21 protein-coding genes and 1 pseudogene are annotated in these 24,327 nt (G+C 57.7%); 8 read left to right on the forward strand and 14 right to left on the reverse strand.

Features of this window, described 5'->3' with window-relative positions:
- Together MPJ51_RS13990 and MPJ51_RS13995 are read right to left on the reverse strand one after the other, a co-directional pair.
- Positions 1-367: histidine kinase dimerization/phospho-acceptor domain-containing protein (locus MPJ51_RS13990; RefSeq protein WP_298387908.1), on the reverse strand; the 367-nt coding region annotated here is incomplete at its 3' end.
- A 3-nt stretch (positions 368-370) separates the two neighbouring features.
- On the reverse strand, positions 371-2,326 hold the full coding sequence (locus MPJ51_RS13995) for a response regulator (RefSeq protein WP_298387911.1): 1,956 nt from the start codon (positions 2,324-2,326) through the stop codon (positions 371-373).
- A gap of 9 nt (positions 2,327-2,335) precedes the next feature.
- On the opposite strand from MPJ51_RS13995, the gene MPJ51_RS14000 reads away from it, so the two are divergent.
- The 3 genes from MPJ51_RS14000 (at position 2,336) to MPJ51_RS14010 (ending at position 4,806) form a co-directional block, all read left to right on the forward strand.
- Positions 2,336-3,427, forward strand: coding sequence for a hypothetical protein (locus MPJ51_RS14000; RefSeq protein WP_298387913.1), 1,092 nt, complete (start codon positions 2,336-2,338; stop codon positions 3,425-3,427).
- 583 nt (positions 3,428-4,010) lie between these two features.
- On the forward strand, positions 4,011-4,493 hold the full coding sequence (locus MPJ51_RS14005) for a hypothetical protein (protein ID WP_298387916.1): 483 nt from the start codon (positions 4,011-4,013) through the stop codon (positions 4,491-4,493).
- 106 nt (positions 4,494-4,599) lie between these two features.
- Positions 4,600-4,806 carry a DUF1737 domain-containing protein gene (locus MPJ51_RS14010; protein WP_298387919.1) on the forward strand — a complete coding sequence of 69 codons (207 nt, stop codon included), beginning with the start codon at positions 4,600-4,602 and terminating at the stop codon, positions 4,804-4,806.
- 127 nt (positions 4,807-4,933) lie between these two features.
- On the opposite strand, the gene MPJ51_RS14015 is transcribed toward MPJ51_RS14010, so the two are convergent.
- The 7 genes from MPJ51_RS14015 to MPJ51_RS14045 form a co-directional block, all read right to left on the reverse strand.
- Positions 4,934-5,095 carry a hypothetical protein gene (locus MPJ51_RS14015; protein WP_298387922.1) on the reverse strand — a complete coding sequence of 54 codons (162 nt, stop codon included), beginning with the start codon at positions 5,093-5,095 and terminating at the stop codon, positions 4,934-4,936.
- Entirely contained in the window at positions 5,092-7,677 is a 2,586-nt protein-coding gene (locus MPJ51_RS14020) for a DUF3857 domain-containing transglutaminase family protein (protein WP_298387924.1), read from the reverse strand. Before MPJ51_RS14020 ends, MPJ51_RS14015 begins: the two co-directional genes overlap by 4 nt.
- A gap of 449 nt (positions 7,678-8,126) precedes the next feature.
- Positions 8,127-9,479, reverse strand: coding sequence for an MmgE/PrpD family protein (locus MPJ51_RS14025; RefSeq protein ID WP_298387927.1), 1,353 nt, complete (start codon positions 9,477-9,479; stop codon positions 8,127-8,129).
- 13 nt (positions 9,480-9,492) lie between these two features.
- Entirely contained in the window at positions 9,493-10,542 is a 1,050-nt protein-coding gene (gene ltaE, locus MPJ51_RS14030; RefSeq protein WP_298387929.1) for a low-specificity L-threonine aldolase, read from the reverse strand.
- The gene (locus MPJ51_RS14035) at positions 10,539-11,216 is read right to left on the reverse strand and encodes a hypothetical protein (protein WP_298387932.1); all 678 of its coding nucleotides are present in this window, start codon (positions 11,214-11,216) and stop codon (positions 10,539-10,541) included. The genes ltaE and MPJ51_RS14035 overlap by 4 nt, the downstream gene beginning before the upstream one ends.
- A gap of 218 nt (positions 11,217-11,434) precedes the next feature.
- Positions 11,435-12,334: a LysR substrate-binding domain-containing protein gene (locus MPJ51_RS14040; RefSeq protein ID WP_298387935.1), complete on the reverse strand. Its 900-nt coding sequence runs from the start codon at positions 12,332-12,334 to the stop codon at positions 11,435-11,437.
- Positions 12,335-12,556: 222 nt separating this feature from the next.
- The gene (locus tag MPJ51_RS14045; RefSeq protein WP_298387938.1) at positions 12,557-12,733 is read right to left on the reverse strand and encodes a hypothetical protein; all 177 of its coding nucleotides are present in this window, start codon (positions 12,731-12,733) and stop codon (positions 12,557-12,559) included.
- Positions 12,734-12,849: 116 nt separating this feature from the next.
- Here MPJ51_RS14045 and MPJ51_RS14050 point away from each other — a divergent pair, with 116 nt between their 5' ends.
- Together MPJ51_RS14050 and MPJ51_RS14055 are read left to right on the forward strand one after the other, a co-directional pair.
- Positions 12,850-14,037, forward strand: a complete 1,188-nt coding sequence (locus MPJ51_RS14050) for a TauD/TfdA family dioxygenase (RefSeq protein WP_298387941.1) — start codon at positions 12,850-12,852, stop codon at positions 14,035-14,037.
- Positions 14,034-14,159, forward strand: a complete 126-nt coding sequence (locus tag MPJ51_RS14055; RefSeq protein WP_298387943.1) for a hypothetical protein — start codon at positions 14,034-14,036, stop codon at positions 14,157-14,159. Before MPJ51_RS14050 ends, MPJ51_RS14055 begins: the two co-directional genes overlap by 4 nt.
- A gap of 64 nt (positions 14,160-14,223) precedes the next feature.
- Here the strand turns inward: MPJ51_RS14055 and MPJ51_RS14060 are convergent, their stop codons facing one another.
- From MPJ51_RS14060 to MPJ51_RS14075, 4 genes are all read right to left on the reverse strand, one after another.
- The gene (locus tag MPJ51_RS14060; RefSeq protein WP_298387946.1) at positions 14,224-15,366 is read right to left on the reverse strand and encodes an aromatic ring-hydroxylating dioxygenase subunit alpha; all 1,143 of its coding nucleotides are present in this window, start codon (positions 15,364-15,366) and stop codon (positions 14,224-14,226) included.
- Positions 15,367-15,389: 23 nt separating this feature from the next.
- The gene (locus MPJ51_RS14065; RefSeq protein ID WP_298387949.1) at positions 15,390-16,016 is read right to left on the reverse strand and encodes a peptidase; all 627 of its coding nucleotides are present in this window, start codon (positions 16,014-16,016) and stop codon (positions 15,390-15,392) included.
- A 58-nt stretch (positions 16,017-16,074) separates the two neighbouring features.
- Positions 16,075-17,328 carry an MFS transporter gene (locus MPJ51_RS14070; RefSeq protein WP_298387952.1) on the reverse strand — a complete coding sequence of 418 codons (1,254 nt, stop codon included), beginning with the start codon at positions 17,326-17,328 and terminating at the stop codon, positions 16,075-16,077.
- Between the two features lie 575 nt (positions 17,329-17,903).
- Positions 17,904-18,773: a LysR substrate-binding domain-containing protein gene (locus MPJ51_RS14075; protein WP_298387955.1), complete on the reverse strand. Its 870-nt coding sequence runs from the start codon at positions 18,771-18,773 to the stop codon at positions 17,904-17,906.
- Positions 18,774-18,890: 117 nt separating this feature from the next.
- On the opposite strand from MPJ51_RS14075, the gene MPJ51_RS14080 reads away from it, so the two are divergent.
- Both MPJ51_RS14080 and MPJ51_RS14085 read left to right on the forward strand, forming a co-directional pair.
- Positions 18,891-20,432, forward strand: coding sequence for a trimethylamine methyltransferase family protein (locus MPJ51_RS14080; RefSeq protein ID WP_298388001.1), 1,542 nt, complete (start codon positions 18,891-18,893; stop codon positions 20,430-20,432).
- 17 nt (positions 20,433-20,449) lie between these two features.
- On the forward strand, positions 20,450-21,541 hold the full coding sequence (locus MPJ51_RS14085; protein WP_298387958.1) for an aminomethyltransferase family protein: 1,092 nt from the start codon (positions 20,450-20,452) through the stop codon (positions 21,539-21,541).
- A 235-nt stretch (positions 21,542-21,776) separates the two neighbouring features.
- On the opposite strand, the pseudogene MPJ51_RS14090 reads toward MPJ51_RS14085, so the two are convergent.
- Positions 21,777-22,024 (reverse strand): annotated as a pseudogene (locus MPJ51_RS14090) (IS5/IS1182 family transposase); the annotation flags it as partial.
- A gap of 256 nt (positions 22,025-22,280) precedes the next feature.
- Between MPJ51_RS14090 and MPJ51_RS14095 the strand changes: the two are divergent.
- The gene (locus MPJ51_RS14095) at positions 22,281-24,326 is read left to right on the forward strand and encodes a hydantoinase/oxoprolinase family protein (protein WP_298387961.1); all 2,046 of its coding nucleotides are present in this window, start codon (positions 22,281-22,283) and stop codon (positions 24,324-24,326) included.
- The last annotated feature ends 1 nt before the right edge of the window (position 24,327 follow it).

Consider the following 24,327-nt stretch of genomic DNA (forward strand, 5'->3'; position numbering starts at 1 on the left):
CCTCCAGATGGCCAGCGTTCAGGTCATCCAGATCCTCCAACAGCATCTCGCTGTAGCCCTTGATCGCATTCATTGGTGTGCGCAGATCATGGCGCAGCCGTTGTACGCCCTCATCGCCGTTCACTGTCAGTTTCACGGCCATCTCGGGGCTCAGAAGCTGATCGACCAGGACTTGCAGCTCGGTCGTTGCCTGGGAAATGCGGCCCAGATCCGAGGTCGCCTCATCCAGCGTCAGGCGCCTGGCTTCGCTTTGAAGCAACTCGCAGAAATCGACGATGGCACTGACCGGAGAGATCAGGTTTTGGCGCAAATTCGCCAGCCACACCGCCTGTACGTATTGTACCGCATTTTCCGCGCCATCACTCACAGCTCATGTTTCCCCCGGGGACACAGGTCGGGCAGCAGCCAGAACTTCGTTCAACTGGTTGAGGATCGCTTCGATTTCGTCCCCGTCCTTGCTGATCAGCGTTTCGACCGATCCGCTCAGCCGCATGCGGTCATCGTTTGACAGGGTTTTCGCGGTCACGACTATGACAGGTATACCCTTCCAGTCGGGGTTTTTCCTCATCCCCGCCAGAAACTCGAACCCGTCCATCTCAGGCATCATGAGATCCAGAAGAATGACGTCCGGCACGGAATTGGACAGATGTTGAAGGGCATCCAGCCCGTTGATTGCCTGTTCAACCTGCCAACCTTCCTTGCCCAGCACGCGACAGATCATTTCGCGCGTTGCGGCCTCGTCTTCGACGACCAGAGCCCGGGGGGTCGGCAGGGCCGGGCAATGTTCCCTCAAAGCGGTCAAAAGTTCGACCGTGTCGATCGGCTTGCCCAGATATTCGCTGGCGCCAAGTGACAATCCCCGGGTGCGGTCTTCTGCAAATGTCAGCATGATGACCGGTATGTTTGCCAGGTCCGGATCGTCCTTCAGTTTCGACAAAACCGCCCAGCCATCAATCTCGGGCATGAACACATCCAGTGTGATGGCGTCAGGCCTGGTCTGTCGGGCCAGCTCCAATGAGTCCTCGGCCTTGGTCGAGGACAGAACCCTGTACCCTTCCCTGCGCAGCCGCCGCCCCAAAAGATCATGTACCGTCGGATCATCATCAACCAATAAAACCAACGGCGCGTTTGGATCACTGTTTGGATCATCGTCAGAATATCCCGTGTCCCGCAGCAGGTCCGTTGACGGATCACGGCAGACACTCGGAAGACGGATGGTAAAGGTCGACCCTTCGCCCAGCGCGCTGGAGCAGCGAATGTCGCCACCCAGTTGCTCGCAGAAAACCTTGGTGATCGACAACCCCAAGCCGGTGCCGCCGTAATTGCGCGTGGTTGACGAATCCGCCTGAGTGAATGGGTCAAAGACCCTGTCGACCTGTTCAGACGACATGCCGATGCCCTGATCGACGACCGCAAATTCCAGTTGATCTGTCTCATCCACCCGGACGACAGACAGCGTGATCTTGGCATTTTCGGTGAATTTGCAAGCGTTGGACAGCAGGTTGAGCAGCGCCTGACGCACTTTGGTCAGATCGCAGATCATTTCCCCGACCTCTTCAGGGCACAGGATTTCCACGGCGTTGTTGTTCTTTTCGGCCAGCGGTAGCACCGTGGTTCCGACGTCTTTGACCATGTGAAAAACGTCAAAGGATTCCAGATTGAATTCCATCTTGCCGGCTTCGATTTTGGACAGGTCCAGAATGTCGTTGATCAGCGCAAGCAGGTGTTTCCCGGCAGATTGAATCTTCCGCAGATCGCTTAGGTTTGCCTGATCATTCTGGTCGATGGCTTCCTCAAGCATCAACTCGCTATACCCGATAATCGCATTTAGCGGCGTGCGGAGCTCATGGCTCATATTGGCAAGGAACGTGCTTTTGGTTTTGTTGGCTGCCTCAGCGATGTCCCGTGCCACACGCAATTCGCTTTCAACCTGTTTTTGCGCGGTAATGTCCCGACCATAAATGTTCGCATAACCGGCCTCGGGAACCGGCCACAGCAGCAGCGAATAGATCCGACCACCGGCCTCATACTCGAAATCTTCCCGTTGATCCGCCTGCAAACCCTTGGCGACACGTTTGCGCCACCCCGTTCCCACACGGTCGCCAACCTTCAGTTGCAGCGCTTCAATCAAAGAAGCGCTTGCCTTGTTGGCGTAAATCAGGTCGCCCTGATCAGTGATACGCAGGACCGGGTTGGGGTTCTCTTCTGGAATACGCGCCAATTCACGCATTCGGTTTTCGGCCTGCTTTAACTGCGTGACGTCCCGTCCGTATAGGTTGACGTGTTTGGCATCAGGAACCGGCCAGAGCAGTAATGTGTAAACCATACCACCCGCATGACACTCAAAATCCTGCCGTTTGTTTTCCCGCAGGCCTTGTCTGACACGCGCCAGCCATTCTTCGGTGACATCCGCGCCGACTTTCAGATTCAGCGCTTTCAGCATCGGGCCGCTGGCTTTATTCGCAAAAAGCAGCTTTCCATCACTGCTGATGCACATCACCGGATTGGGGTTCTCCTCCGGGATTTGGGCAAGCTCCGCATTGCGGGCTTCGACCTTTTTCAGTTCGGTGACATCGCTGTAGATTGCGACCGTCCCGTTATCGCCGGTCTTGCGTTCGCTGATCTTGATCCAGCCCCCGGACGTCCGGCTTTGCATCTGGGTGCCTTCCGGATTGTCGTGACGTACAAGCCGTTGCGCCAGCCACTCTTCCTCACGTCCGACCGCATCCGAGATCACGTTGAGCGACAGAGCTTTCCGGACGACCTGTTCGAATGTCATGCCCGGTTTGACCAGATTTTCATGCCCCGGGTACAGCATCCTTCGATACGTCTGGTTCGCCAGCACCAGGCGATCATCGGAATCGTAGAGGGCAAAACCTTCCGGGATCGTGTTTATCGCATCAACGATCCGGTCCAGCGTCTGTTCCGGTGCTGCCTGTTCCACCTGACCGTCAAGCAAAGCCACAGCGCAGTGCGCCACAGCATGTTGCGCAAAATCAATGTCGTTCTTGGTAAAACCCGCAGACTGGCTGGTGCGGAAGCTGATGGCACCCACAACCCCTCCAAGGCTCTTTACAGGCAGTGTCATCAGAGAGACCGGCGTTGCGGCTTCATCCGTGTTTTCGTCCGTCGGCATGTTACGAAACAATTGCAGGTCTCCACTCTGCAAAACCTCGCCAAGGGGGCCGTGGGGCACCGGGATTTGAGTATCGCTCCAGACAACCCGGTCGCTTTGCGCGCCCTGAAAAGAGCCTTTCCAATAGAGTTTCCGGCCCTTATCGAGCTTCGCCAAGGTGCATTCGTCGAAATTCAGAGCATTTTTCAACCGGCTCAAGATTTCGGAAAGCAGCCGGTCCGGATCCGGCGTCTCAGCCGTCAGATGCACAATCTCTTTAAGCAGCGCCCAATGCGTTCTCTCCGGTACTGACACATGTTGACCGTCGAATCTGTTCATTTACGCGCTCTCCAATTGGCGAGGCCAGAAAGTCCATGAAACAATGTCGCCAGGTTTCCCGACCTTTCAGCAGTTGAAAGGAAATGCAGTAGCAAAACAAGGCTGTTTCAACCCATCTATGTGTGCCAGTGGGTTGATACTGACCCAGCCCGATGATCCGGGTTGTTTAGATGCGGCCAATGTCTGCAAAGTGGCCTTCCGGCCAGAGAACTTTGAGAAAGCGCCCGGTTTGCGGCAATTAGAATGGCCTAAGTATAAGCGTCTCAGGTAGGCTTCTGACGGGAACGCGTTGCGAAACTTAAAAACCGCACCGCGGATGTTGCAGTCGCAGAGAAAGCCACCTGTTCGCGTTCGCCCATTCCAGTCTCATAGCATTCTCTACAAGATCGAAGATGAAGACATCCTAATCATCCGCGTTCGGCATGCATATGAAGATTGGGAGGGCAATCCGGTTTGATGGCTGAAGCATATTCAGCCACCACCAAAAACGACCTAGCGACGACAAACCCTAAAGGTTATATGCGCAACTGTGCATACATCCCTAGGGAGAATCAATTTGTTAGATGCTTTGAATTTTGTAGCAACTTCGGCCTTGGCGATTGCAGCGGTCATTGTTGCGTTTCGTGCCAATGAAATCGCTGGACGGTCTGTACGTGTCGAAGCCGACAAACTCGTTCTTGAATGGGCGCAACGCTGTCTGCACTGCCTGTCGAATGCTTCATCATTGCGCTTAATTGGTGACGGGCAAATTGAAGATGATGAATTTCGGGAACAACGCCGTTCTCTCCGTGCCCAGCTTTTTGCCTTGAAAGAGGAAGGAGCGCTCTTTTTCCACAAAGGTCAAGGCGAGGTTCTTGAGCCTGCCCTTGCTGCGCTTGACGCCATCACCAAATGCATGGATGGGCGGCGTTTTGAACCACCAAAACCTGATGATTATGAAGCCGTACGCAAGGCGCAGAATTTGGAAATACGCAACCAAACAAGGGCGTTTATTCAGTCGGTACAGGCGCGCGTTGGCAATGAATGGCTAACGGATTGAAACCTTTAAGATTTCATTTCAATCCACACAGGTACAAAGCCAATTCACTATACCCTGAGACAGTTACGCCGACGTTTTTATCCACAAAAAACAAGAGATTTTGGACATGGAAGCATATCGCTACATTACTGGACCCGATGATGCGGATTTCTGCTACAGGACAACTGAGTTGCTCAATCAAGGCTGGGAACTAGCTGGCCCGGCCACCCTGACCTTCGACTCAGAGCGGAAGCGGGAAATCTGTGGACAAACACTTGTCAAAAAAGCGCCAGATACTGAATATTCATCGGAGATTGACCTGAATACCCTGTGAGAGGGCAAGCTAAAGCCGGCACCCGATCTCTTTGCTACGACTTCGCATTCGCTGCCGGCTTTGGTCTCGCACCTCATTCTTCTGCCTGCGTATATACTGAACCAGATCATGGATCATGATCTTGCGATCATCCTTGTGCTTGGTGTGCATCGCCTTGATCCGCTTTTGCAAACCCTGCCGATACCGCATCTGTTGCACTCAAGCCGGTTGCACTGCTCTTGATCACGCTGGGGATCGCGTCGTTGGTCTTGGTTTTGGCCTGACCTTGGCGCTTCAGGATTGAAATCATAGAACCGGCTCAAGACTGGCAAAAATGATCATCACCCAAAAGGGAAGGAACAGCCCCAAAATTGCAAGGGCGGGCCAGCCAAACCTTGAGTTTTTGCGGGTGATTTCCGGGTACGTCGTATTTAATTTGTTGACCTGCGCAACGACAGGTAGCCACGCCAACAATGTCACGCATGAAATCAGAAACAACCAATCAAATTCATCGGCTTCCAACTCATCCCCAAACCAAGAGAGGATGTCGCCGACCAAAAGGATCGCCGCAAGCAATACCGCCGCACGTTGAAACCAATTGTTTCCCTGGGTCGTCCGGGCCATGCGCGTAAAGAGATCGAAGTTGGTAATCGGGCTGAACAACGCTCGCCAAAATGGCAATACCGGTTGCGCGTCTACATCTCGGACCCACTGCCAGTTCTTGAAGCACCAGAAAACCGGATAGATGCCTATCGTCCCGATTGTCATTACGACGAATTTTGTGAGTGAGATCGGATGATAGACCTGATATTCGCGCCAGGCGATGTCCCGGTTTCTTAGCAGAATGGCACCAATCAACGACACAAGTGCCGCGAGAGCGAAATAGGCAAAAACACCAAATGTGTTGTCCTCGAACCCCCCGACCCATTCTTCGTAACCTCCCGGCGCAGGTAAGGGATTGATCGTAAGGGCAACCTGGGTGTCGTTCCGGGCATTTTTGATGGCGCCCATGGTTGCGCCAAAATCATCTGCCTCGATCCGGTCGGATTTTGATATATAGGTGACCTCTTTAGTATAGATATCATCCACAAACCGATCGGTTCGGCGATATTCAAAAGCGGGCTGATCAATGCTTTCCTGTGCGTTGTTGATTTCCCAGGTGTCGTCCAGAATAAACCGCATGGATTGCCTGGTACGCACCGGATGCGACAGTGAATAGGGCATGGTGCGGGATGCGCCTATGAACTTAGGCATGTCGTGCAGTAGGTCACCGGTATCTGCATAAAAATCTAGTGCCCCTGGAGTGTCACCCTCACTCCAAGCATCAGGAATTCGGTACCGGCCGGTAATCACAACTTCAGCGGTGGTTTCGTTGATATCAAGCTGCAGATCGGAAATAGCCTCGGTCTGTGGCCGGAGGTTCTGATAATATTCAAGAAAAGACTTGTTGACCGCCGCGGCACCAGCCTGCTTGTACCAGGACAACATGCTGTCTGCAGATCCCATCCGATATCTGGAAACGCTGGTCAGTAAGACCGCGTCAGGGTCAGACACAACGTCATAGCTGTCAGTGAAGTCCCTGTAGAATTCAGGCTCGGGTGCTTTGATGGTGACGATACCAGGGCCATCAGCGGCAACGACAAGACCCTTTCCAAAATTGGCCTGTTGAAGGTGATCCAGATCGCCAAGCTGAACCCCACGCGTGGGATCAAGATAATAGGTTGTTCCTGCAATCGTGGCCGAGACAATGACGTGATCAAATGCACTATGCGACGGCGGGAAAATTTCCACGTCCCCTCTGATGTCAAAATCGACCAGCACCGGCGTCGCCTGGATATCCAGTTCGGCCAATAGAGCCGTCAGCAGTACGACCATATCTTTACAGTCGCCGAACCGGTTGCGCAGAACCTGATCTGGCAGGCGCGGAACAAAACCGCCCGGCCCGATTTCTATGCCCAGATAACGGATTTCGCGTTGCACAAAATCCAACGCAGCCCGAAGCCGTTCTTTGTCGGAGACATGGTTTGCCCGGATATCGGAAGCGATCTGCTGCAACTCGGCGGATCGTACTTTGCTGACATCATAATATGGTGCGAAATGCGCACCCACCGATTTCCAGCTATCATAGCTGCTAAGGTAGGTTGTGGGATAGGCAACATAGGATTCAGGCAGGTTTCCATCGACCTCTATACCTGGAATGTTCTGACCGGTCCAAAGGTACTCGGTTTCATTCCCGAGATCCGAGATTGCGGGATTTGGAGGTTCTCCAAACGATCTGAACTGTACATCGGTTCCGGCGGGGATCACCACACGCTTGTATTGAGACTGTACCGGCACCCCATATTGTAGCTGGATGCGGCCAGAGAAGTTTGATCCAAGCGCTGGGTTCCGGCCGTGGATTGAATAGGAATAGTCCAGTATGTCGCCCACGCGCACGTCGGGAACCAGATAAGCCAGCACCAGTTCACCGTTGTAAATCAGCTTTTCGCGATCAACTTCGGCGCGGTACATGTCGAAGAGCGATGGGTCCAGAATATCTGTGACCACACCGTCGCGAACGCGGTGCAGGTGATGAAACGAAACAACCTGGTAGCTGGGATCGAACGTGATTGAGAGGGAAGAGTTCTCTTCAACTGCACCAGGGGTCAGCAATTGCTCGGCGTAGTGCAGAAAAAGGTTGGTATCGGCTTCGCCATACCTGATTTGATTGTCAACCAGCAGGTGGCTGATCTCGCGATCTTGGGCCAATGGAAACTCAGCCTTTGGGCGGTCGACCGGATTGACCCAAGGCGCCGGGGGTTCGATGGTCAGATAGCGTGTGATCTCTTGCGCTGAGGCGAATGACAAACAGAAAAATGTCAGAATAAAAGCAAGAATGCATGCAGCGCGCAAAGGAATACCCTCATATTATCAATACTATGGCGATAGCAGTTAGAAACGAGCCAATCAAACTGGCGCCTTGGGTTTGATAGAACCGGATTGCTGCATGTGGCGAAATTGCCAACGCTTCAGCTGGCGGATCCAATCGGGCACTGCCAGAATAGATGTTTGCCACAAGTGGGGCCTGAAGGTTGTTCTGGCGTGATGGAGGAAGTTTTGTGTCGTGGGTGGTATAGCTTGTGCGACAGAGAGAATTCAGATCACGTAAAACCAATGGTTACGCTGGGCACAGGCCGGTCATTTTCCGCGGGTCCAGTCTGCACCGTAGCTACGGCGCGACCGGACTCTAAATTTTTGGAATGGGGATGAATTCTCATTCCCGCGCATGGCAGGTAATTGAGCACTCATAGATTGAGTGCTTTCCCTGTCTATGAAATCCATTCAATTCGTGCAGCCGAACGTCACGACGAGGTTTGCTTCATCAAAATCTTGGCGGGGAAATCCTCGTAGCTGAGCTGCGCCATCATCGAGCGCAGGTCGCCACCATTCGGAAGGGCTTCGATATTTGTCAGCAACGCATGCGCCTTGTCTGTTCCCATGACCGGTTCGGTGAGGCGCAGGAACTTTTCCCGGATCACCGCGTGACCGACACGAGCCTCGGGGTCGCCTTGCGCTTCGGTGATGTCCGATGTCAGGGTTCGGCCATCGGCCAGCCCGATATGGGCCTGCGCGAAACGGCGGGCGGGGAAGGCGGCGTTGAACGCATCGGTTTCCTCGATCTCGACCATCCGGGCAAGGCGCAGGATAGCAGGATTGCCAAGGCCGGGCTCCATGACCTCATCCACTCCGATCGTACCGGCCACCAAAGCGGCACCAACCGAGAAGGGCAACGAATACTGTGCCTGTTCGGTCGTGGTTGGGATCGCGTTCAGGCGCTTGGCCTCGTGGAAGCTTTCGATCTGGATCGAGGTGATGTCGCTGGCGTTGAATTCATGGGCGCGGTGCAGCGCCATGACCGCCTCGGCGGCGGGTTGGGCCCAGCGGCACACCGGGTAGAGCTTGATATACTGGTCCTGAATGTACCAACTCTGTCCGATATCCCCCCAGATGTCCGACAGGTCCTCTGCCTCCACGGAAATCGCAGGTGCTCCGGTAAAGCCGTCACGCGCGAGATAGGCCGCCGAGACACCCGCCATCGCGCCCCAGCCCGATCCATCCTTGACCATCGTTGGGGCATCGATGGTGCGCATCATCTGGCTGCGGGGGCCGTGATATTCTGCGATCCCCAGCGCCTCGCGCGTCCGGGCCGTGTCCAGACCCAGAATGCGCGCGCCCATGGCGGCGGCGGCCAGGGCGACCCAGGCGCCCGAGGTGTGATAGTCGCAGGCGCTGCGATGCAGGGCGATGCCCGCACGGGTGCCGATTTCATAGCCGATAGTGACGAGGGTCAGGAACTCGCGGGCATCCGTGAGCCCTTCGGCCTGTGCCATTGCAATGACTGCTGGGATGACGCCGCAACCCACATGGCCCTTGGTCAGTTTGTGCCCGTCATGGGCATCCAGCGCGTCGATGGTCATGCCATTGGCCAGTGCTGCGCCCGCCGCGCTGGCTGTTTTACCCGTCGGCCAGATTTGCGCCGCCTGCCCCCCGAACATGACCTGCGCATGGGCCTGAATGATCCGGGACAAATCGGTTTGTACCGCACTCATCCCGACGCCGAGCGTATCCACCAGGGCCCGGACGGCGTCCTGCACCACAGGCTGGGGCAGGTCCTCGTAGGTCGTGTTCAGGATGAAAGGGATAACGTCGGTCATCTGGCCCCTCGTGCTAGGTTGGCTGAAAGCTTTGAAAGGCGCGGATGGCTGCGTCAAGTGCAGAGTCATCTACATCGCGATGCAGAACCATGCGGATCGCGGGGGATTGCCCGCCAATCTTGATCCCGGCCTGCGCCATATGGCTGGTCAGGCGGGCGTGATCCTCAGCCGGGGGGGTCAGGAACACCATATTGGTCTGTGTAGAGACTGTGCCAATACCGGTCTTGCGCAGCGCGTCAGCCAGACGAGCGGCACGGGCGTGATCCTCGGCCAGTTGCGGGACGTGATGCTCCAAAGCATATAGCCCCGCCGCCGCCAGCACACCGGATTGCCGCATAGCGCCACCCAGGATTTTACGGTTGCGGCGAATCTGGCCCATCAGGTTGGCAGGGCCAACCAGAACCGACCCGGCCGGAGTACCCAGTCCCTTGGACAGACATACCGAAATCGTATCGAACGGGGCCGCAAAGGTGGCGGCATCGCAGCCCAGCGCCGTGATCGCGTTGAACAGCCGGGCACCATCCAGATGGACGGCCAATCCGGCATCGCGCGCGACCTTTGCGCCTGCCTCGATGCGGTTCAGGGGGACGACCCGCCCTCCGACGCTGTTTTCTAGGCTCAGCAGACGGCTGCGCGCGTAATGGGGGTCATCGACCTTGATGGCTGCGGCGATGTGGTCGGCATCCAGCCCGCCATCCTCGGCAACCGGGACAGGGTTCATCGAGACACCGGCCAGAACCGAAACGCCCGCCGCCTCGTCGCAGTACAAGTGATAGCGATCGCCCACGATCATCTCGTCCCCGCGTCCGCAATGCGCCATGACCGCCGCCAGATTGCTTTGCGTGCCGGTGGGAAAGAAAACCGCCGCGTCCTTGCCCAGACGCGCGGCAAGCTCCTGCTCCAGCCGGGCGACCGTCGGGTCTTCGCCATAGACGTCATCACCCAGCGGCGCGGACATCATCGCCTCGCGCATTCCGGCGCTGGGTTGGGTCAGCGTATCGCTGCGCAGATCGCAGATGCAGTTGGTCCCTGCATCTGCGGCAACATATCCATAAAGGCTCATTCCGTGACCTGATCGTATGCCAGCGCGGCAACGATATGCACACGGTGCTTTTCACCCCCGTTCAGGGCCGTGTGATAGGCGCGGGTGTCGGTGAAATAGACCGAGCCATCCGCCGGCAGGTGCGTGACGTGATGGTTCACGACAAACAGCGACCCGGGGTTCGAGATCAGCGGAATGTGCAAGCGAGGCTCGGGGTCGCGGTGCCACGAGTTGCAGTTATACAGCCCCTTGGACAGGATGCGGGTGCGCCCGATGGGGAAGCGCTTGCTCAGCTCTTCGTGCACATGTTCGAAATAGGTGCCCTTGAATTTGGGATTGAACTCGGAGAAGTCGATTTCTGGCACCAGATCCTCGCGCGGTTCTTCGACATAACGCTCATCCGCGCGGGTCCAGAACCGGCCCGAGAGGTCATTGGCCGTCCATTCGGTCTGACCCGGGCGCTGGGTCAGCGGCAGGGCGGCAAAGCCCTGATCCTGCATGCCGCCCATGAAATTTTCGCGCTTGAGGCATTCATCCAGTGCCTCCTGCAATTTGTCGATGTCGAATTTCAGGTCCAGCCGGGCAATACCGGGACCGGGCACGAAATCCGCGACCGATTTGTAATCGGGCATTGCGGACATGGCATTTTGAATCAGATCGACGTCACCGTCCTGGATCTGGGGCATGAAGGTCATTGAGGGGTCTCCCAATCGCGCTGCGTTTGGCCCACAGATATTCGGATTCTCCGGTTTTGGAAGCCGGATTCCCGCATAAGTTCATGAGAAAAACGCATCAAGTTGTCAGCCCGCCGGTAATTGCGCAGGAGCGCGATGGGCATGGCATGTTGTCGGCAAACGCAAATGGAAGATCGCGGCCTGCGCGCTGCCTGCCCGAAGGTCGGCTTTCAGGCTCCTCAGGCCAACCCATCATCCAGCCGCAAATGGTCCAGAAACCATGACCGCATACGTTCGACCCGGGCGACGCCCACTTTTGTTTCCGGCGTCAGAAGGAAATAGGCGGTGTTAGTGCGGGCCTCGAACGGATGCACCTTGATCAGACTGCCCTGCCGCAATTCGTTGCGGATCAGCACTTCGGGGATAATGGCAATGCCATGCCCGATTTTGGTGGCGTCGATCAGCATTTCGAACTGATTGAACATCGGGCCGATGATCCTGCGGGGCAGTTTCAGGCCCTGATGCCGGAACCAGATCTGCCAGGATTGCGGGCGCGTGGAATGTTGCAGAATCCTGTGATCCAGCAGGCTGTGCGGATCGCTGATCGGTTCTGGGAACTGTTCCGGCGCACCAGCCACCACAAGCGTTTCCCGCATCAACCGGTCGGCGCGGTACCCCGGCCAACCATCGTCACCCTGCGCGATGGCAAGGTCCACCAGGCTGGGATCAATTTCCGAGTTTTTCAGATAGGTCACGAGGTTCAGCATGTGCCGGATTTTTTCCGCCTCGGGACCCATGATGACCGGCATCAGCCAGCGGCTGCCAAGGGTGGGATAGACCCCGATGTTCAGGCTGCCTTCGGTGCTGTCATGGGATTGGGTCTTGAGAATGGTCAGTTCCAGTTCTTCCAACAGCGGGGACAACTCGGCCAACAATGCCTTGCCCGCCGCCGTCAGTTTCACCCGTTGTTTCGAGCGGATGAAAAGCGATTGCCCAACAAACGCCTCAAGGGTTTGAATCTGACGGCTGACCGCACTTTGGGTCAGATTCATCTCTTCCGCTGCTCGCGCGAAACCTTCGGATTTTGCAGCCGCCTCAAAACAGAGCATGGCGGTGGTCGAGGGGATACGTCGGCGCATTGATAAGGATGTTCCCAGTCGCAGTTTCTATGAGCTTAATGTAAAAAACTCACTATGTTCTGCAAGCGGCAATGGATTGATTATAGATGCCCGAAAAAATCTATTCTGATTTTTGATCACCCTCATCGGAGCAGATCGTGTCTGAATCTCTCAAAATATCGACCCGGTCTTCTCTTACAAGCTTTAGCCGTTGCCCGTTGAAATGCTCAATCAACCCCAGGGTCATGCCAAACGTCGCCACCCCGCTCGTGCTTGAGCAGCGATGCCAGTGACGTCGAACAGCCGATCGACAATCATTTCCGCTCCGAATTTCTCGCGGTGGCCTCTCAGCGCCTCGGTCACCAGAGTGAGTGACAGGATCGGGAAGGTGTGGGTCAAGGCAGGGTCGGCTTGGGGCATGGGGTCTTGCACCTGCTTTCACATCAGTTTGTCAAAAAACGTCAAGTCATCGCGAATTTAGGCCAAGCATCTGCGCACGCCTGTCTCTAACATCCTCTGTCAGTGGAGGAGACAACATGACAGAGCTGCCCTGGACGCCGGACTTTGATGTCTGGCCGATTGATCACCATGCAGAGCGTTTGCGCCACTCAGGCGAGGCACTTGAGGTGACGTGGTCTGATGGCCAGACCAGCCAGCATCACGTGCTAATGCTGCGCGAAAACAGCCCTGATGCGTCGACAATTCACCCAAAGGCGCGTGAGATGTGTGTTTCACCCAACGGGATCGCAGCAGATGCCGCGATTTCAGGGGCGAACATTCTGGAAAATGGTGCGGTTGAGGTGCGGTTCTCCGATGAAACCGTCAGCGCCTATCACCCCGGCTGGCTGCGCGGCATCGCCTGGTTTGGGGAAGAGGAACCGATGCCGCCCATCTTGTGGCGCGGTGAGGATCTGACAGAACCGATGACGTTCGATGGCCCCGAAGCGCTGGAAAACCCGCGTGTCTTCCTGCAATGGCTGGAAGCTTTGCGCGACTACGGGGTTGCTCGCCTGCGCGGACTGCCGCAGCAGGACGGACTGCTGGAAGAGATTGTCTCCCGCATCGGCCCGGTCCGCGAAAGCAACTTTGGCCGCCAATATGTGCTGGAGATCAAGGATGACCCGGACAGTCAGGCGTTCACGCCGGACAAGCTGCTGCAACATATCGACATGCCGACCCGTGAGACCCCGCATGGGCTGCAGTTCCTCTATACCCGCGACAACACCACGACCGGCGGAGAAGGGATTTATGTCGATGCCTACCAGATCGCCGAAGACATGCGCGCAGAAGAACCAGAGCATTTCCATTCTCTGGTGACGGATGTCTGGGAATACAGCAACCGCGCCCGACGTTCGGACTACCGCGCCAGCGGGCCCGTGGTGGAAACGGATGCCAAGGGCAACATCACCGGCGTGCGCTATAACACCTTCCTGCGGGCACCCCTGAAAGCGCCATTGGAGGTTCAGGCCCGCGCTTACAACGCCTATCGTGCCTTTTGCGCCCGGGCCCAGGACCCGCGCTACGAGATGGTGTTCCGCTATGAGCCGGGCGATCTGTTGGCATTCGACAACCGCCGCGCCCTGCATGGACGGGCCGGGTATGACGCCAAGGGCGGCACACGGTTCATCGAGGGGATCTATTCCGACCGCGACGACCTGCATTCGCGCATCCGTACGCTCCGTCGACAGTTCAGGGCCGAGGCTGAGCAGGAAACGCAGTCATGATCCCCGAACAATTGGCCGCCGTGCATCCGACCGACTATGGCGGGCTGGAATACCGCACCGACGCGCCGGTCCTACAGCCCGGTTCGGTCGATGCGCAGCACATCCGCGCCCATATCGGCTAGCATCATTCCGACCAGTGGCCCGGCCAGATACTGCCTGAAATCCAGAACCCGAACGTTGACCCGCTCATTCCGCAGCCTGCGCGGCTGCCGGGGATGTGCGGCCCATATGCTCCAGATATGTATTGTGGAAATGACGCATCATGGCCTCGGAAAATTCGATGTTTTCCCAGTCAACGATGTACCAGCCCTGATCAAAGCACCGCTGGCTCATGCCTTCCTGTACCGACAACAGGAACGAGATATCCTCGGGCTGCAACACATCCCGCCCCCAGATCGCCCGCTTTTCCTGACGCGCGCGCATACCCGGGTCGGTGGGTTCGGGGGGTTCCAGATTGATGCTCCACCGCAAGCCGCGATCGGTGCCGATCGGGTTCCATTGGAACAGGGTCAGATTGCCCGGACCGGCAAATTGCGAGATGCCGATATTGGGGAACAGGAACCAGAAATGCAGATCGGTTTCGTCATGCTCCAGATCCAATGGGTAGGCCAGATTGTCCGCCTTCCTGTTGCCGGGAATGAAGTTATAGGCCGCGTTCTTGGTCAGCTCGTAAGTTTGGTTGTTGATGTCCAGCATGTCCGAGAACGAGATGTGCCCGTGGCGGCAATGCTGGCATTCCAGATAGTTGTCGATCTGGATCTTCCAGTTGGCGGCCACGTCGACCTCGTGAATGGCGGCGGCGGTTTCGCCCAGGACATAGCTGCCTACCTTGGGGCATTTCTCGCGCACCTGCGCCTCGATACCCGGCCAGAACTCGGCAATTGGCAGGGCGTCGGGGTCGAGATTGATAAAGATGAAATCCAGCAGGCGATCCACGCGTACCACCTTCAGGCAAACTTCTTTCTGCGCGGGCACCGCGCTGGTCTCCCGTTTGCGCATGTGCCGCAGTGAGCCGTCTAGAGAAAAGCTCCAATGGTGATAGGGGCAGACGATGGCGCGGGTTTGCCCGGACCCCTCAACCAGTTTGTGGCCGCGGTGGGGGCAGATGTTGTAATAGGCGCGGATCTCATGATCCTGATCGCGCACAACAAACACGTTCTGTCCTTGAATACTGGTAGCGACATAATCGCCGGGCTCTGCCAGTTCGCTGATGTGACAGGCATATTGCCAGCACTTGAAAAACAGCTTCTCACGCTCTTCGGCAAAAACCTCGGGGCTGATATAATAGTCGGCGGCGAGGGCGCGCAGGTTCTCATCTGGTTGGGTCATTTTATCCTCCTCAGAATCCGCCATCAGGCGGTGGCGCGTTCTTTGGCGACCTCTGGCACGACAAGGGGTTCACGTTCGCCTATGCGCACGACATCAGCAGCATAGGGCGTGCGGGCGAAAACCTCTTCGACCATGGGGGCAAAGAACTCTAGCGGCAGGTCTTCATAATCGGGATCAAAACTGGCCTGATCCCATCGCTCGCAGAATTCCGCATTGTCATCGAAATAGGGATGGCCGCGATGGCGCTCGCGCTTGTGCTGATCGAACCCGTCCAGATGGTGCCCGTAATAGAGCATCTGGAAATCGCCATGGGTCTGAACCACCCAGGCGCATTGTTCCCGCACGAACGGGCGCAGGATCGTAGCGGCATATTCGTCGTGATTGTAGGGCGCAAAGATATCTCCGATGTCATGTAACAACGCCGAGACGACCCAATCAATATCGGCCCCGTCGCGCCAGGCCCGCGTGGCGGATTGCACCGAATGCCCCAGTCGCGTGATCTGATAGCCCGCCATCTCGTCGTCAAGCTCGACCAATGCCTTGACCAGCCGTCCGGCGGTGTGGCGGGCATCGTCCACAGCCTGCTCCGTCAGGAACTCATATTCCTCTTTGCTGCCGTCTTTCATCTGGGTGAAGCTAACCTTTTTCATCCGTACCTCGCTATTGAATGAGTTACTGGCCATCCGTGCCCCTGAACGCTTTGGCGGCTTAGGGTGCCCCTTCCTGTTGGTTTGCATCTTCCTCTTGCACCCAGCTTTCGGCTTGCAGAACGCCGGGCTGGCCGGTGCCGATAACACCCACAACCTGCACTTCGCCGGTCTCCGTAGGGGCCTCGACCTGATAGCGCCGAATGAGTGCGACCACCGCAACGGATACACCGATAGCTGCCAGAAGAAACTGTAACCCCCTGCCCCCAAGCAGCGTGATCGAGTTCGGCCCCAATATCGTGCCGATCAGCAGGCCCACATTCAGCAACAACACCATGGTGCCGCTGGCAGGCACGATCTGAGACAGTTTCAGTTGGTCATTCGCATGGGCGGTCAGGATGGAATAGGCCGGGTAAAGTCCGATGGCGACCAGAACAAAGCCGATCACAATGTTTGACGGCGACGTGTCGATGGCCATCCACAGACTGGCCAGCGCAGCCACAATCCCCAGACCGATGATCACATAGCGTCTGTCGGTATGATCTGAAATCCAGCCAACCGGATATTGAACGATGGCACCGGCAATCAGTGCCGCAACCAGAGCACCCGAAGCCTGCGCCGCCGTGAATCCCTGCTGCAAGGCATAAAGGGGCAGCGTGATGTAGGAGGCGGAAACTCCGACACTGACGATGACGATGCCGATCACTGCAACGGGCGAGACTTTGTACAGCCGGGTCACAGGCATTCGTTCCGGTGCGGTGTAATCCGGTGCTTTGTTACCCGATAAGAGAAGCGGCACGATCGAAAGTGAGATCAGTATTGAGACGACACCGAATAACAAATTTCCGGTCGGGTCGGGAAACCCGACAAGGGCCGTTCCCAATGCGGGCCCGGCAAGCTGAATGATGAAATAGAGCGACAAGACCTGTGCACGTATGCTGTTGTCGGACTTTGCGTTAAGCCAGCTTTCGGTAATCACATAGAGGCCCGGATAGCAAAACCCTCCGAGAAACCGCATTACGCTCCAACTGACAGAGTCGCTGGTTAGAAGGTGAACAATCGCAGCGATTGAGACCAGTGAAGCAAGTGCCGAAAACGCCCTGATATGACCGACGTTTTCGACCAATCGCGGGGCGAGTGCCGTACCCGCAAGCGCGCCGAGCGGATAGCTGGCCTGCATGATCGAAATCGTAAAGTCGCTGAACCCAAGGCTCGCCCCCCGAATTGTCAACAAGGTCGCCAAGAGGCCGTTGGCGACCATCAACATGAGCATGCCCAGAAACAAAGCCCAGTTTTCGTTCAAAGCGCGTAGCATACCCAACGGCTATCGTAGGGAGTTGCGCATGTATAACCTTCCCGCGACATCGCGATGTCGCAAGATAGAAAGAGAATTCGTGGAGAAGCGGGTTGGGGGAATGCCGCCCTGTTGGCCTGCCTGAGGACCGATTAGGGATGATGTGTGCGACACCGTTCGAGACCGGAAGTGGGACAATCAGAGCGAGGCTCAAACCGCTCTTGCACGGGATAAACGCCCGTAGCCCCAAGGCAGGAACAGAACGGGTCGCAGGGCGAATATCGGTTTCTGCTGGTTGACCAAAGCGTCATCAAATCAGCGGAGTGGCGGCATGAGCATCATGATTGAACCAGAAAGAAGACGCGAACCCAGCAATCACTCCACGCACCCGTGCACGCGCGCGCCACATTCTGGAGTGCTGCCATATCGTGTCTGTCGCCTGTGACATAACCTGAGCCGTTGTCACCGAGCAGTCTTGGTCTGTGGGCGACATGGACCTGGTCGGCCTACAAGGCCAGTTCGAGGATGTCTGTCACGTCCTCAGCTCGCATGTTCGCGCAGAAGCTCAAAGAAGCAATTCAGCAAGATTTGTCCGCCTATTGGGATTGCAACCATCTTGAAAACGCAGCGGCGCAGTCTTGGGACGCAGCTTTGCGCGGGCGGACCAGAAAGTAGCCGTAGTCCTGCAGCATATGCGGTGACAGGCGGAACAGCTTCTCCTCTTCCAGTTCCCGTTCGATCAGCGTGTCCATCAGGGCGATCCCCTGACCATCAACAACCGCCTGAACACGCACATTGGGGTCCGGGATGATCAGCGTGTCCCGCCGCGTCCGGTGCGGCAGCCCTGCGGCATTCAGCCAGTCTGTCCAGGCATCGCTGTCATCATGATCACGCAACAGCGTAAAGGTCGAAACCGCTTGTTCCCAGCCGAGCCGCTCTACCGTTTCCAGTGCTGCGGCGTCGCCTGCGGGAAAAGCCGGGCACGGCAGGAACGGCGTGACGTCGCCATCCGCCCATTGCCCATTTCCCCAACGGATTGCGATATCAACGCCTTGCGCTTCAAGATCGAACAGCCGGATCATCGGTTGCAGCCGCAGTTGGATATCCGGATGCTCCTGCATGAAGGACGTCAACCGCGGCGACAGCCAACGGGCGGCGAAATAGGTGGAGATACCCACCGTCAAGGTCTTGGCAGAGAGCCCCTTGAGGGCCAGGATCTCGGCCTCGATCTCTTCATAATGATCTTGGCAGGCAGCCAGCAGCTTGAGCCCGCCCGGCGTCATCTCTACCCCGCGGGCGTTGCGCTGAAACAGTGCAAACCCCAGATCCGCCTCCAGCGTTTTCACCTGATAGCTGACCGCACCCTTGGTCATGTTCAGCGCCCCGGCCGCATCTGAAAAGCTGCGGTAACGGGCGATCTCGGCAAACAGGCGCAGGCTGTCGTGATGGCGGAATTCTACGGGCATGATGCAGAGCGTATAAATTCTCTGAACACTATGGGCAAATAATATCGATTGTTGGCGCGCCAGATTCTGAAAATATGGATCACGAAACAAATCTCGGGAGTTGCAGCGTTGGGAAATATGAACGCCAAGACCCATATCACCCAGCGCGGCAAGTCGCGCCGGGGGCGGCTGACCCGGCACAACGCACCTCAGGTGGCCCCGGTGTACAGGCGCCGTCATATCCCCGCCTACGATCTTCTGGATGAGCCCGCATTGCGGCGCATCGAAGCTCAGGCGGACTGGATTCTGGAGCATATCGGCGTTGAATTCCGCGGAGATGACACGGCACTTGCGCTGTTTGCCGCTGCAGGAGCGCACATTGACGGCGTCCGGGTCCGCTTCGAGCCGGGCCATGTGCGCCAGCTGTGCGAAACCGCTCCTGCCGAATTCCAGCTGCATGGCCGTGATCCCGCCCGCACGCTGACCTTGGGTGGCGACAATCTGGTGCTGATGCCCGGCTACGGCTCGCCCTTTGTCACCGATCTGGAGCAAGGCCGCCGCTATGCCACGCTGGAAGATTTCGAAAATTTCGTGAAGCTTTCGCATATGTCACCCGCGCTGCACCATACCGGCGGCACCGTGGTTGAACCGACCGATGTGCCGGTGAACAAGCGGCATCTGGACATGATGCTGGCCCATCTCACTTTGTCGGACAAACCCTTCATGGGCGGTGTGGCTTCGGTGCAGGGCGCACAGGACAGTATTTCAATGGCCCGATTGGCCTTCGGCGCCGAGTTTCTGGACCAAAACGCTGTGATGCAGGCCAATATCAACGTCAATTCACCGCTGATCTATGACGAGGTGATGTCCGCCTCCTTGCGCATTTATGCAGCGGCCAACCAATGCGTCTGCATCTCGCCTGCCATCTTTGCCGGTGCCATGGGACCACTCTCACCAGCAGCCGTCGCCGCCCAGACACTGGCCGAGGCGATGGTGGGCATCGCACTCAGCCAGTTGGTGCGCCCGGGCTGCCCGGTTGTCTTTGGCAGCTTTCATTCCTCGATGAACCTGCGCACCGGCGCGCTGACCTTTGGCTCGCCCGAGGCAAACCTGACCACCATGGCGCTCAGCCAGTTGGGCCGCAGGCTGGGGGTGCCGGTGCGGTCTGGCGGCGGTCAGGTCACTGCCTCCAACGCCGCCGACGGCCAGGCGATGCAGGACAGTGCTGGTGCGATGTGGGCAACGCTCCTGTCCGGCGGTCATCAGGTCTGGCACGCGGCGGGCTGGCTCGAAGGCGGGCTGGTGATGTCCTATGAGAAGTTCGTGATGGACCTCGACCATTGCGGCGCGATGCTGAAGATGCTGCAGGGGTTTGACACGGATGACGAGGCCTTTGGCCGTGATGCCTATGCCGAGGCCGGTCCGGGTGAAAACTTCCTCTCTACCGGTCACACCCTGCGCCACTACACCACCGCCAATTTCGAACCGCAGGTCCCCGAAGCGGGCCCCTTTGAAACCTGGGATGAAAACGGTCGCCAGACAGCAGATCAGCGTGCCGCGGCCCGATGGCGGCAGATGCTGTTGGACTATCAGCCACCGGAAATGAACAGCAGCACCCGCACTGCCCTGAATGACTTTGTGGCGGAACACAAAGCCGCCATGCCAGACGAATGGTACTGAGAAAGGACATCTCGACAATGACCGAAGAACTGAGCCGCACCTCGGCGCTTGCCTCCCGTCACATTGCCCTCGGCTCGGGGCTGGAAGACTGGAACGGCATGGGCACCGCCTGGACCTACAGCACCGACCCGAACGACGAGCACGACGCAGTACGCGAGCGTGCCGGCATGTTCGACATGTCGCCGCTGAAGAAGGTGTTTGTCCGCGGCAAGGACGCGCAGGCCGTGCTGGATCACCTTACCACACGCGACCTGTCCAAACTGGCGCCGGGCAAAGCCTCCTACCTCTGCGTCTTGACCGAGGCGGGCGGCATTGCCGACGACGCCATTGTGTCGAACAACGGAGGTGATGAATGGATGATCGTGCATGGCTCTGGCGATACCATGGCGCTGCTGCAAGCCTCGGCCGAGGGCCGTGACGTCAGGCTGGAGTTCACCGACGACCTGCACGACGTCTCGGTCCAAGGCCCGGCGGCGCTGGATATCCTGAACGCCCATTGCGACATTGATCTCGCCCAATTGGGCTATTTTGAACACGCTCCTGCCGTCCTGTTTGGCCACTCCTGCCGGATCTCGCGCACCGGCTATTCGGGCGAACGCGGTTATGAGATATTTGCCAGCGCCGCGGTGATTGCCGATATCTGGGACAAGCTGTCAGAGGCCGGTGTCATGCCTTGCTCATTCACCGCGCTGGACAAGGTGCGGATTGAAGCCGGGCTGCTGTTTTACGGTTACGACATGACCGAGGCGCACACCCCCTGGGAGGTCGGCCTGGGTTTCACGATCAGCGCCACGAAGGGCGACTTCCGCGGCAAAGAGGCGGTGATGGCGGCGAAAGGCGGCGAGAAGATTTCCAATGTCTGTCTCGACATTGATCATTCAGACATGGTGGAGGGCGGAGAGACCTTGCTGCTGGCGGGTGAAGAGATCGGGGTGATCAACAGCCCCTGCTATTCTCACCGGATGGGCAAATCGCTGGCGCTGGCACATGTCCGTCCCGGGATCGCCGCCGGAACGGTCCTGCAGCTTAAAAGCGAGACTCTTCAAACCACCGCAACAGTGGTTGGCAGCCCGATCTACGACCCGCAAAAGACACGGACGCATCAATAGCCTGGCGAAGTAAAGCGGGCGGGCGTGAGCGACATTGGACCCATAGACACTCACGTCCGCCTTTCAGCATTGTGGCTCACCTAAGGCGGTTACAGGAGCTTTCTTACCCTCCTTAAAAGGCCGAAACGACCGGCCAGTGTCTTTCAGTGAACGACTGGTGCGGTTGATACCGTACTGGCACCGTCGGCTGATATCGTTGAAAAGCCTGCCTGACGTCAGCGATTACCGTTGGTACGACCGATACCTGTAACGCGGCGAGTCCAATATCGGTGTGATCGATGACCTGGCCGGCGTTACCAAAAAGGTTCTAGGGCCGCCCTTTGCTGTCACAGATGGCGTGCAACTTAGTATTCATGCCGCCTTTGGTTTTGCCAATCAGGCGACCGCGTGCCCCTTTTTGACGCCCAAGCTGGACGCCACGCGATGGGCTTTCAGATATATTGCGTCAATCATGACCGTTCTCTCTTCACGATGTTCAGCGGCTGTCGGCTTCAACCTTCGAAAGCTCAACCGCTGTTTTTTTCAACACTATCCGGACAAAGTGTGAATTCACCGCATTGATCGCGGATGGTTGTCGTCGTCAAAGGTCGATCTGAACTTCGATTTTATTGCAGGCAAATATCGGGGCTGCATTCAAAGTCTGACAGAATAATTGTATATTTAGGCCACTAACTTGCATTCATTGTCGTACTTCACTGCTAATTTATCCATTAACTGAAAACACCAATCGGGTGGGCAAATGGAAAATTCGTTGCGCATTGGCGTGGATGTTGGTGGGACGTTCACGGATTTCTCGCTGATCGATGAAACCTCCGGTGTGGCGCATCATTTCAAGACGCCTTCGACCCCGCATGATCCGTCCGAGGCGATCGAGAACGGGCTGAAAGAGGTGATCGAGGCCGGGTTTGACCCAAAAGCGATCCGCAATTTCGGCCATGGCACCACCGTGGCCACCAATATGATCATCGAGCGCAAGGGAACGCCAACCGGGTTGCTGACCACGCGCGGGTTTCGTGATGTGCTTGAGATCGCTCGTCAGCAGCGTCCGCACTTGTATGATTACTCGATCCATCGCCCCGCGCCACTGGTCGACCGCTGGCTGCGACTGGAGGTCGGAGGCCGCTTTACCGCAGATGGGGAAGAGCTTGAGCCACTGGATGAGGATGCCGTGCGCGCCGCGGCCGCGCAGTTTCGTGCTGCTGGCGTGGCGGCGGTGGCGGTCTGTTTCGTGCATGCCTATCGCTTTGATGCCCACGAAAAGCGCGCCGGAGAAATTCTGGCCGAGGAACTGCCGGGCATTCCGCTGTCTTTGTCCAGCGACGTGCAGCCGGAATTCCGTGAGTTCGAGAGGTTCTCGACCACCACGATGAACGCCTATCTAACCCCGAAGATGGCGGGCTATCTGGATCGTCTGGTGCAACGGTCGTGCGATCTGGGCATCAAGGCGTTGCCCAATACGGTCCATTCCAATGGCGGATTGATGTCGATGGAGACCGCCAAGACCTATCCGGTGCGCACCTGCCTGTCCGGCCCGGCGGCGGGTGTTGTCGGTGCCGCTCAGGTCTCGACAGCGGCAGGGTTTCCGAATGCGGTGACCTTTGACGTCGGCGGCACCTCGACCGATGTGTCGCTGATCCTGAACGGGCGCGGGGCCTATACGCCGCTGCGCGATGTGGCGGGCTATCCCGTGCGCTGCCCGATGGTGGATGTGCATGTGATCGGCGCGGGCGGCGGCTCGGTCGCGTGGGTCGACGATGCGGGCGCGCTGAAGGCCGGGCCGCATTCGGCGGGCGCGGTGCCCGGCCCGGTGGGCTATATGCGCGGCGGGACGGAACCGACGATCACCGATGCCAACCTGCATATGGGTCGCCTGAACCCGGTGGCCCTGCTGGACGGCACCATGCCCGTCGATCAGGCAGGCGCAAAACGGGTGATCGGTGAGATCGCCGACCGGATCAACGCCAGCGCGGACGAAACCGCCGACGGCATCATCCGCATCGCGGTGGCCAATATGGCGCGGGCCATCCGGTCGATCTCGGTCGAGCGGGGCTGTGATCTGAGTGAATTCGCGCTGGTGGCCTTTGGCGGCGCTGGCCCCCTGCATGCCGCCTTTGTCGCCGATGAGGTCGGCATCCCCAATGTGCTGATCCCCGAAGCCCCCGGCACCATGTGCGCCCGGGGCGTGCTGCTCAGCGATATCTCGCGCGGGTTCGTGAAATCGCATGTCATGGTGCTGGAGGATGCAAGCTGGGAAGCGATCCTTGAGGATGCCGGTCTGCTGACCGCACAAGCCCGCGCGTGGCTGGATGAAGAGGGCGTGCCCCCCGAATTCCAGCGCACCGTCCGTGTGATCGAGGCGCGCTATCTGGGCCAGAACTTCGAGGTCCGCGTCGAAGGCGAAATGATCGGCAAAGAGGATTTCATCCAGTCCTTCTACCGCGTCAATGACGAGGTCTACGGCTATCACGTCGAAGATCGCGAGATCGAGATCGTGAATGTGCGCATCGAGGCCATCGGCAAGATCGCCAAACCGCTGGAGGAACCGCCCGCCATCGAAAGCGCGGTCGAGGATGCGTATCTGGACAGCCGCCCCGTTCACATGGGCGAAGACAATGGCGGCTGGTGCGAGGCTACGATCTTTCACCGCTCAAAACTGCCGGTGGGCGCGGATATCCCCGGCCCGGCGGTGATCGAGGAACTGACCTCGACCACGGTCATTCCGGCGGGCTGGCACGGCACGGTCGACCGCTGGCGCAACATCATCCTGACCCGGAACGAGGGCTGAG

The sequence above is a fragment of the Ruegeria sp. genome, from assembly GCF_028066395.1.
Taxonomy (GTDB): domain Bacteria; phylum Pseudomonadota; class Alphaproteobacteria; order Rhodobacterales; family Rhodobacteraceae; genus Ruegeria.

What these genes read in the sequence shown, in the direction of transcription:
- MPJ51_RS14075 (WP_298387955.1), bottom strand. Translation starts at nt 18,773, where the DNA reads ATGCCCGTAGAATTCCGCCATCACGACAGCCTGCGCCTGTTTGCCGAG.
- MPJ51_RS14040 (WP_298387935.1), bottom strand. Translation starts at nt 12,334, where the DNA reads ATGCGCCGACGTATCCCCTCGACCACCGCCATGCTCTGTTTTGAGGCG.
- MPJ51_RS14025 (WP_298387927.1), bottom strand. Translation starts at nt 9,479, where the DNA reads ATGACCGACGTTATCCCTTTCATCCTGAACACGACCTACGAGGACCTG.
- MPJ51_RS14065 (WP_298387949.1), bottom strand. Translation starts at nt 16,016, where the DNA reads ATGAAAAAGGTTAGCTTCACCCAGATGAAAGACGGCAGCAAAGAGGAA.
- MPJ51_RS14015 (WP_298387922.1), bottom strand. Translation starts at nt 5,095, where the DNA reads ATGATTTCAATCCTGAAGCGCCAAGGTCAGGCCAAAACCAAGACCAAC.
- MPJ51_RS14080 (WP_298388001.1), top strand. Translation starts at nt 18,891, where the DNA reads ATGAACGCCAAGACCCATATCACCCAGCGCGGCAAGTCGCGCCGGGGG.
- MPJ51_RS14035 (WP_298387932.1), bottom strand. Translation starts at nt 11,216, where the DNA reads ATGACCTTCATGCCCCAGATCCAGGACGGTGACGTCGATCTGATTCAA.
- ltaE (WP_298387929.1), bottom strand. Translation starts at nt 10,542, where the DNA reads ATGAGCCTTTATGGATATGTTGCCGCAGATGCAGGGACCAACTGCATC.
- MPJ51_RS14095 (WP_298387961.1), top strand. Translation starts at nt 22,281, where the DNA reads ATGGAAAATTCGTTGCGCATTGGCGTGGATGTTGGTGGGACGTTCACG.
- MPJ51_RS14050 (WP_298387941.1), top strand. Translation starts at nt 12,850, where the DNA reads ATGACAGAGCTGCCCTGGACGCCGGACTTTGATGTCTGGCCGATTGAT.
- MPJ51_RS14060 (WP_298387946.1), bottom strand. Translation starts at nt 15,366, where the DNA reads ATGACCCAACCAGATGAGAACCTGCGCGCCCTCGCCGCCGACTATTAT.
- MPJ51_RS14085 (WP_298387958.1), top strand. Translation starts at nt 20,450, where the DNA reads ATGACCGAAGAACTGAGCCGCACCTCGGCGCTTGCCTCCCGTCACATT.
- MPJ51_RS13995 (WP_298387911.1), bottom strand. Translation starts at nt 2,326, where the DNA reads ATGGTTTACACATTACTGCTCTGGCCGGTTCCTGATGCCAAACACGTC.
- MPJ51_RS14000 (WP_298387913.1), top strand. Translation starts at nt 2,336, where the DNA reads ATGACACTCAAAATCCTGCCGTTTGTTTTCCCGCAGGCCTTGTCTGAC.
- MPJ51_RS14055 (WP_298387943.1), top strand. Translation starts at nt 14,034, where the DNA reads ATGATCCCCGAACAATTGGCCGCCGTGCATCCGACCGACTATGGCGGG.
- MPJ51_RS14045 (WP_298387938.1), bottom strand. Translation starts at nt 12,733, where the DNA reads ATGCCCCAAGCCGACCCTGCCTTGACCCACACCTTCCCGATCCTGTCA.
- MPJ51_RS14010 (WP_298387919.1), top strand. Translation starts at nt 4,600, where the DNA reads ATGGAAGCATATCGCTACATTACTGGACCCGATGATGCGGATTTCTGC.
- MPJ51_RS14070 (WP_298387952.1), bottom strand. Translation starts at nt 17,328, where the DNA reads ATGCTACGCGCTTTGAACGAAAACTGGGCTTTGTTTCTGGGCATGCTC.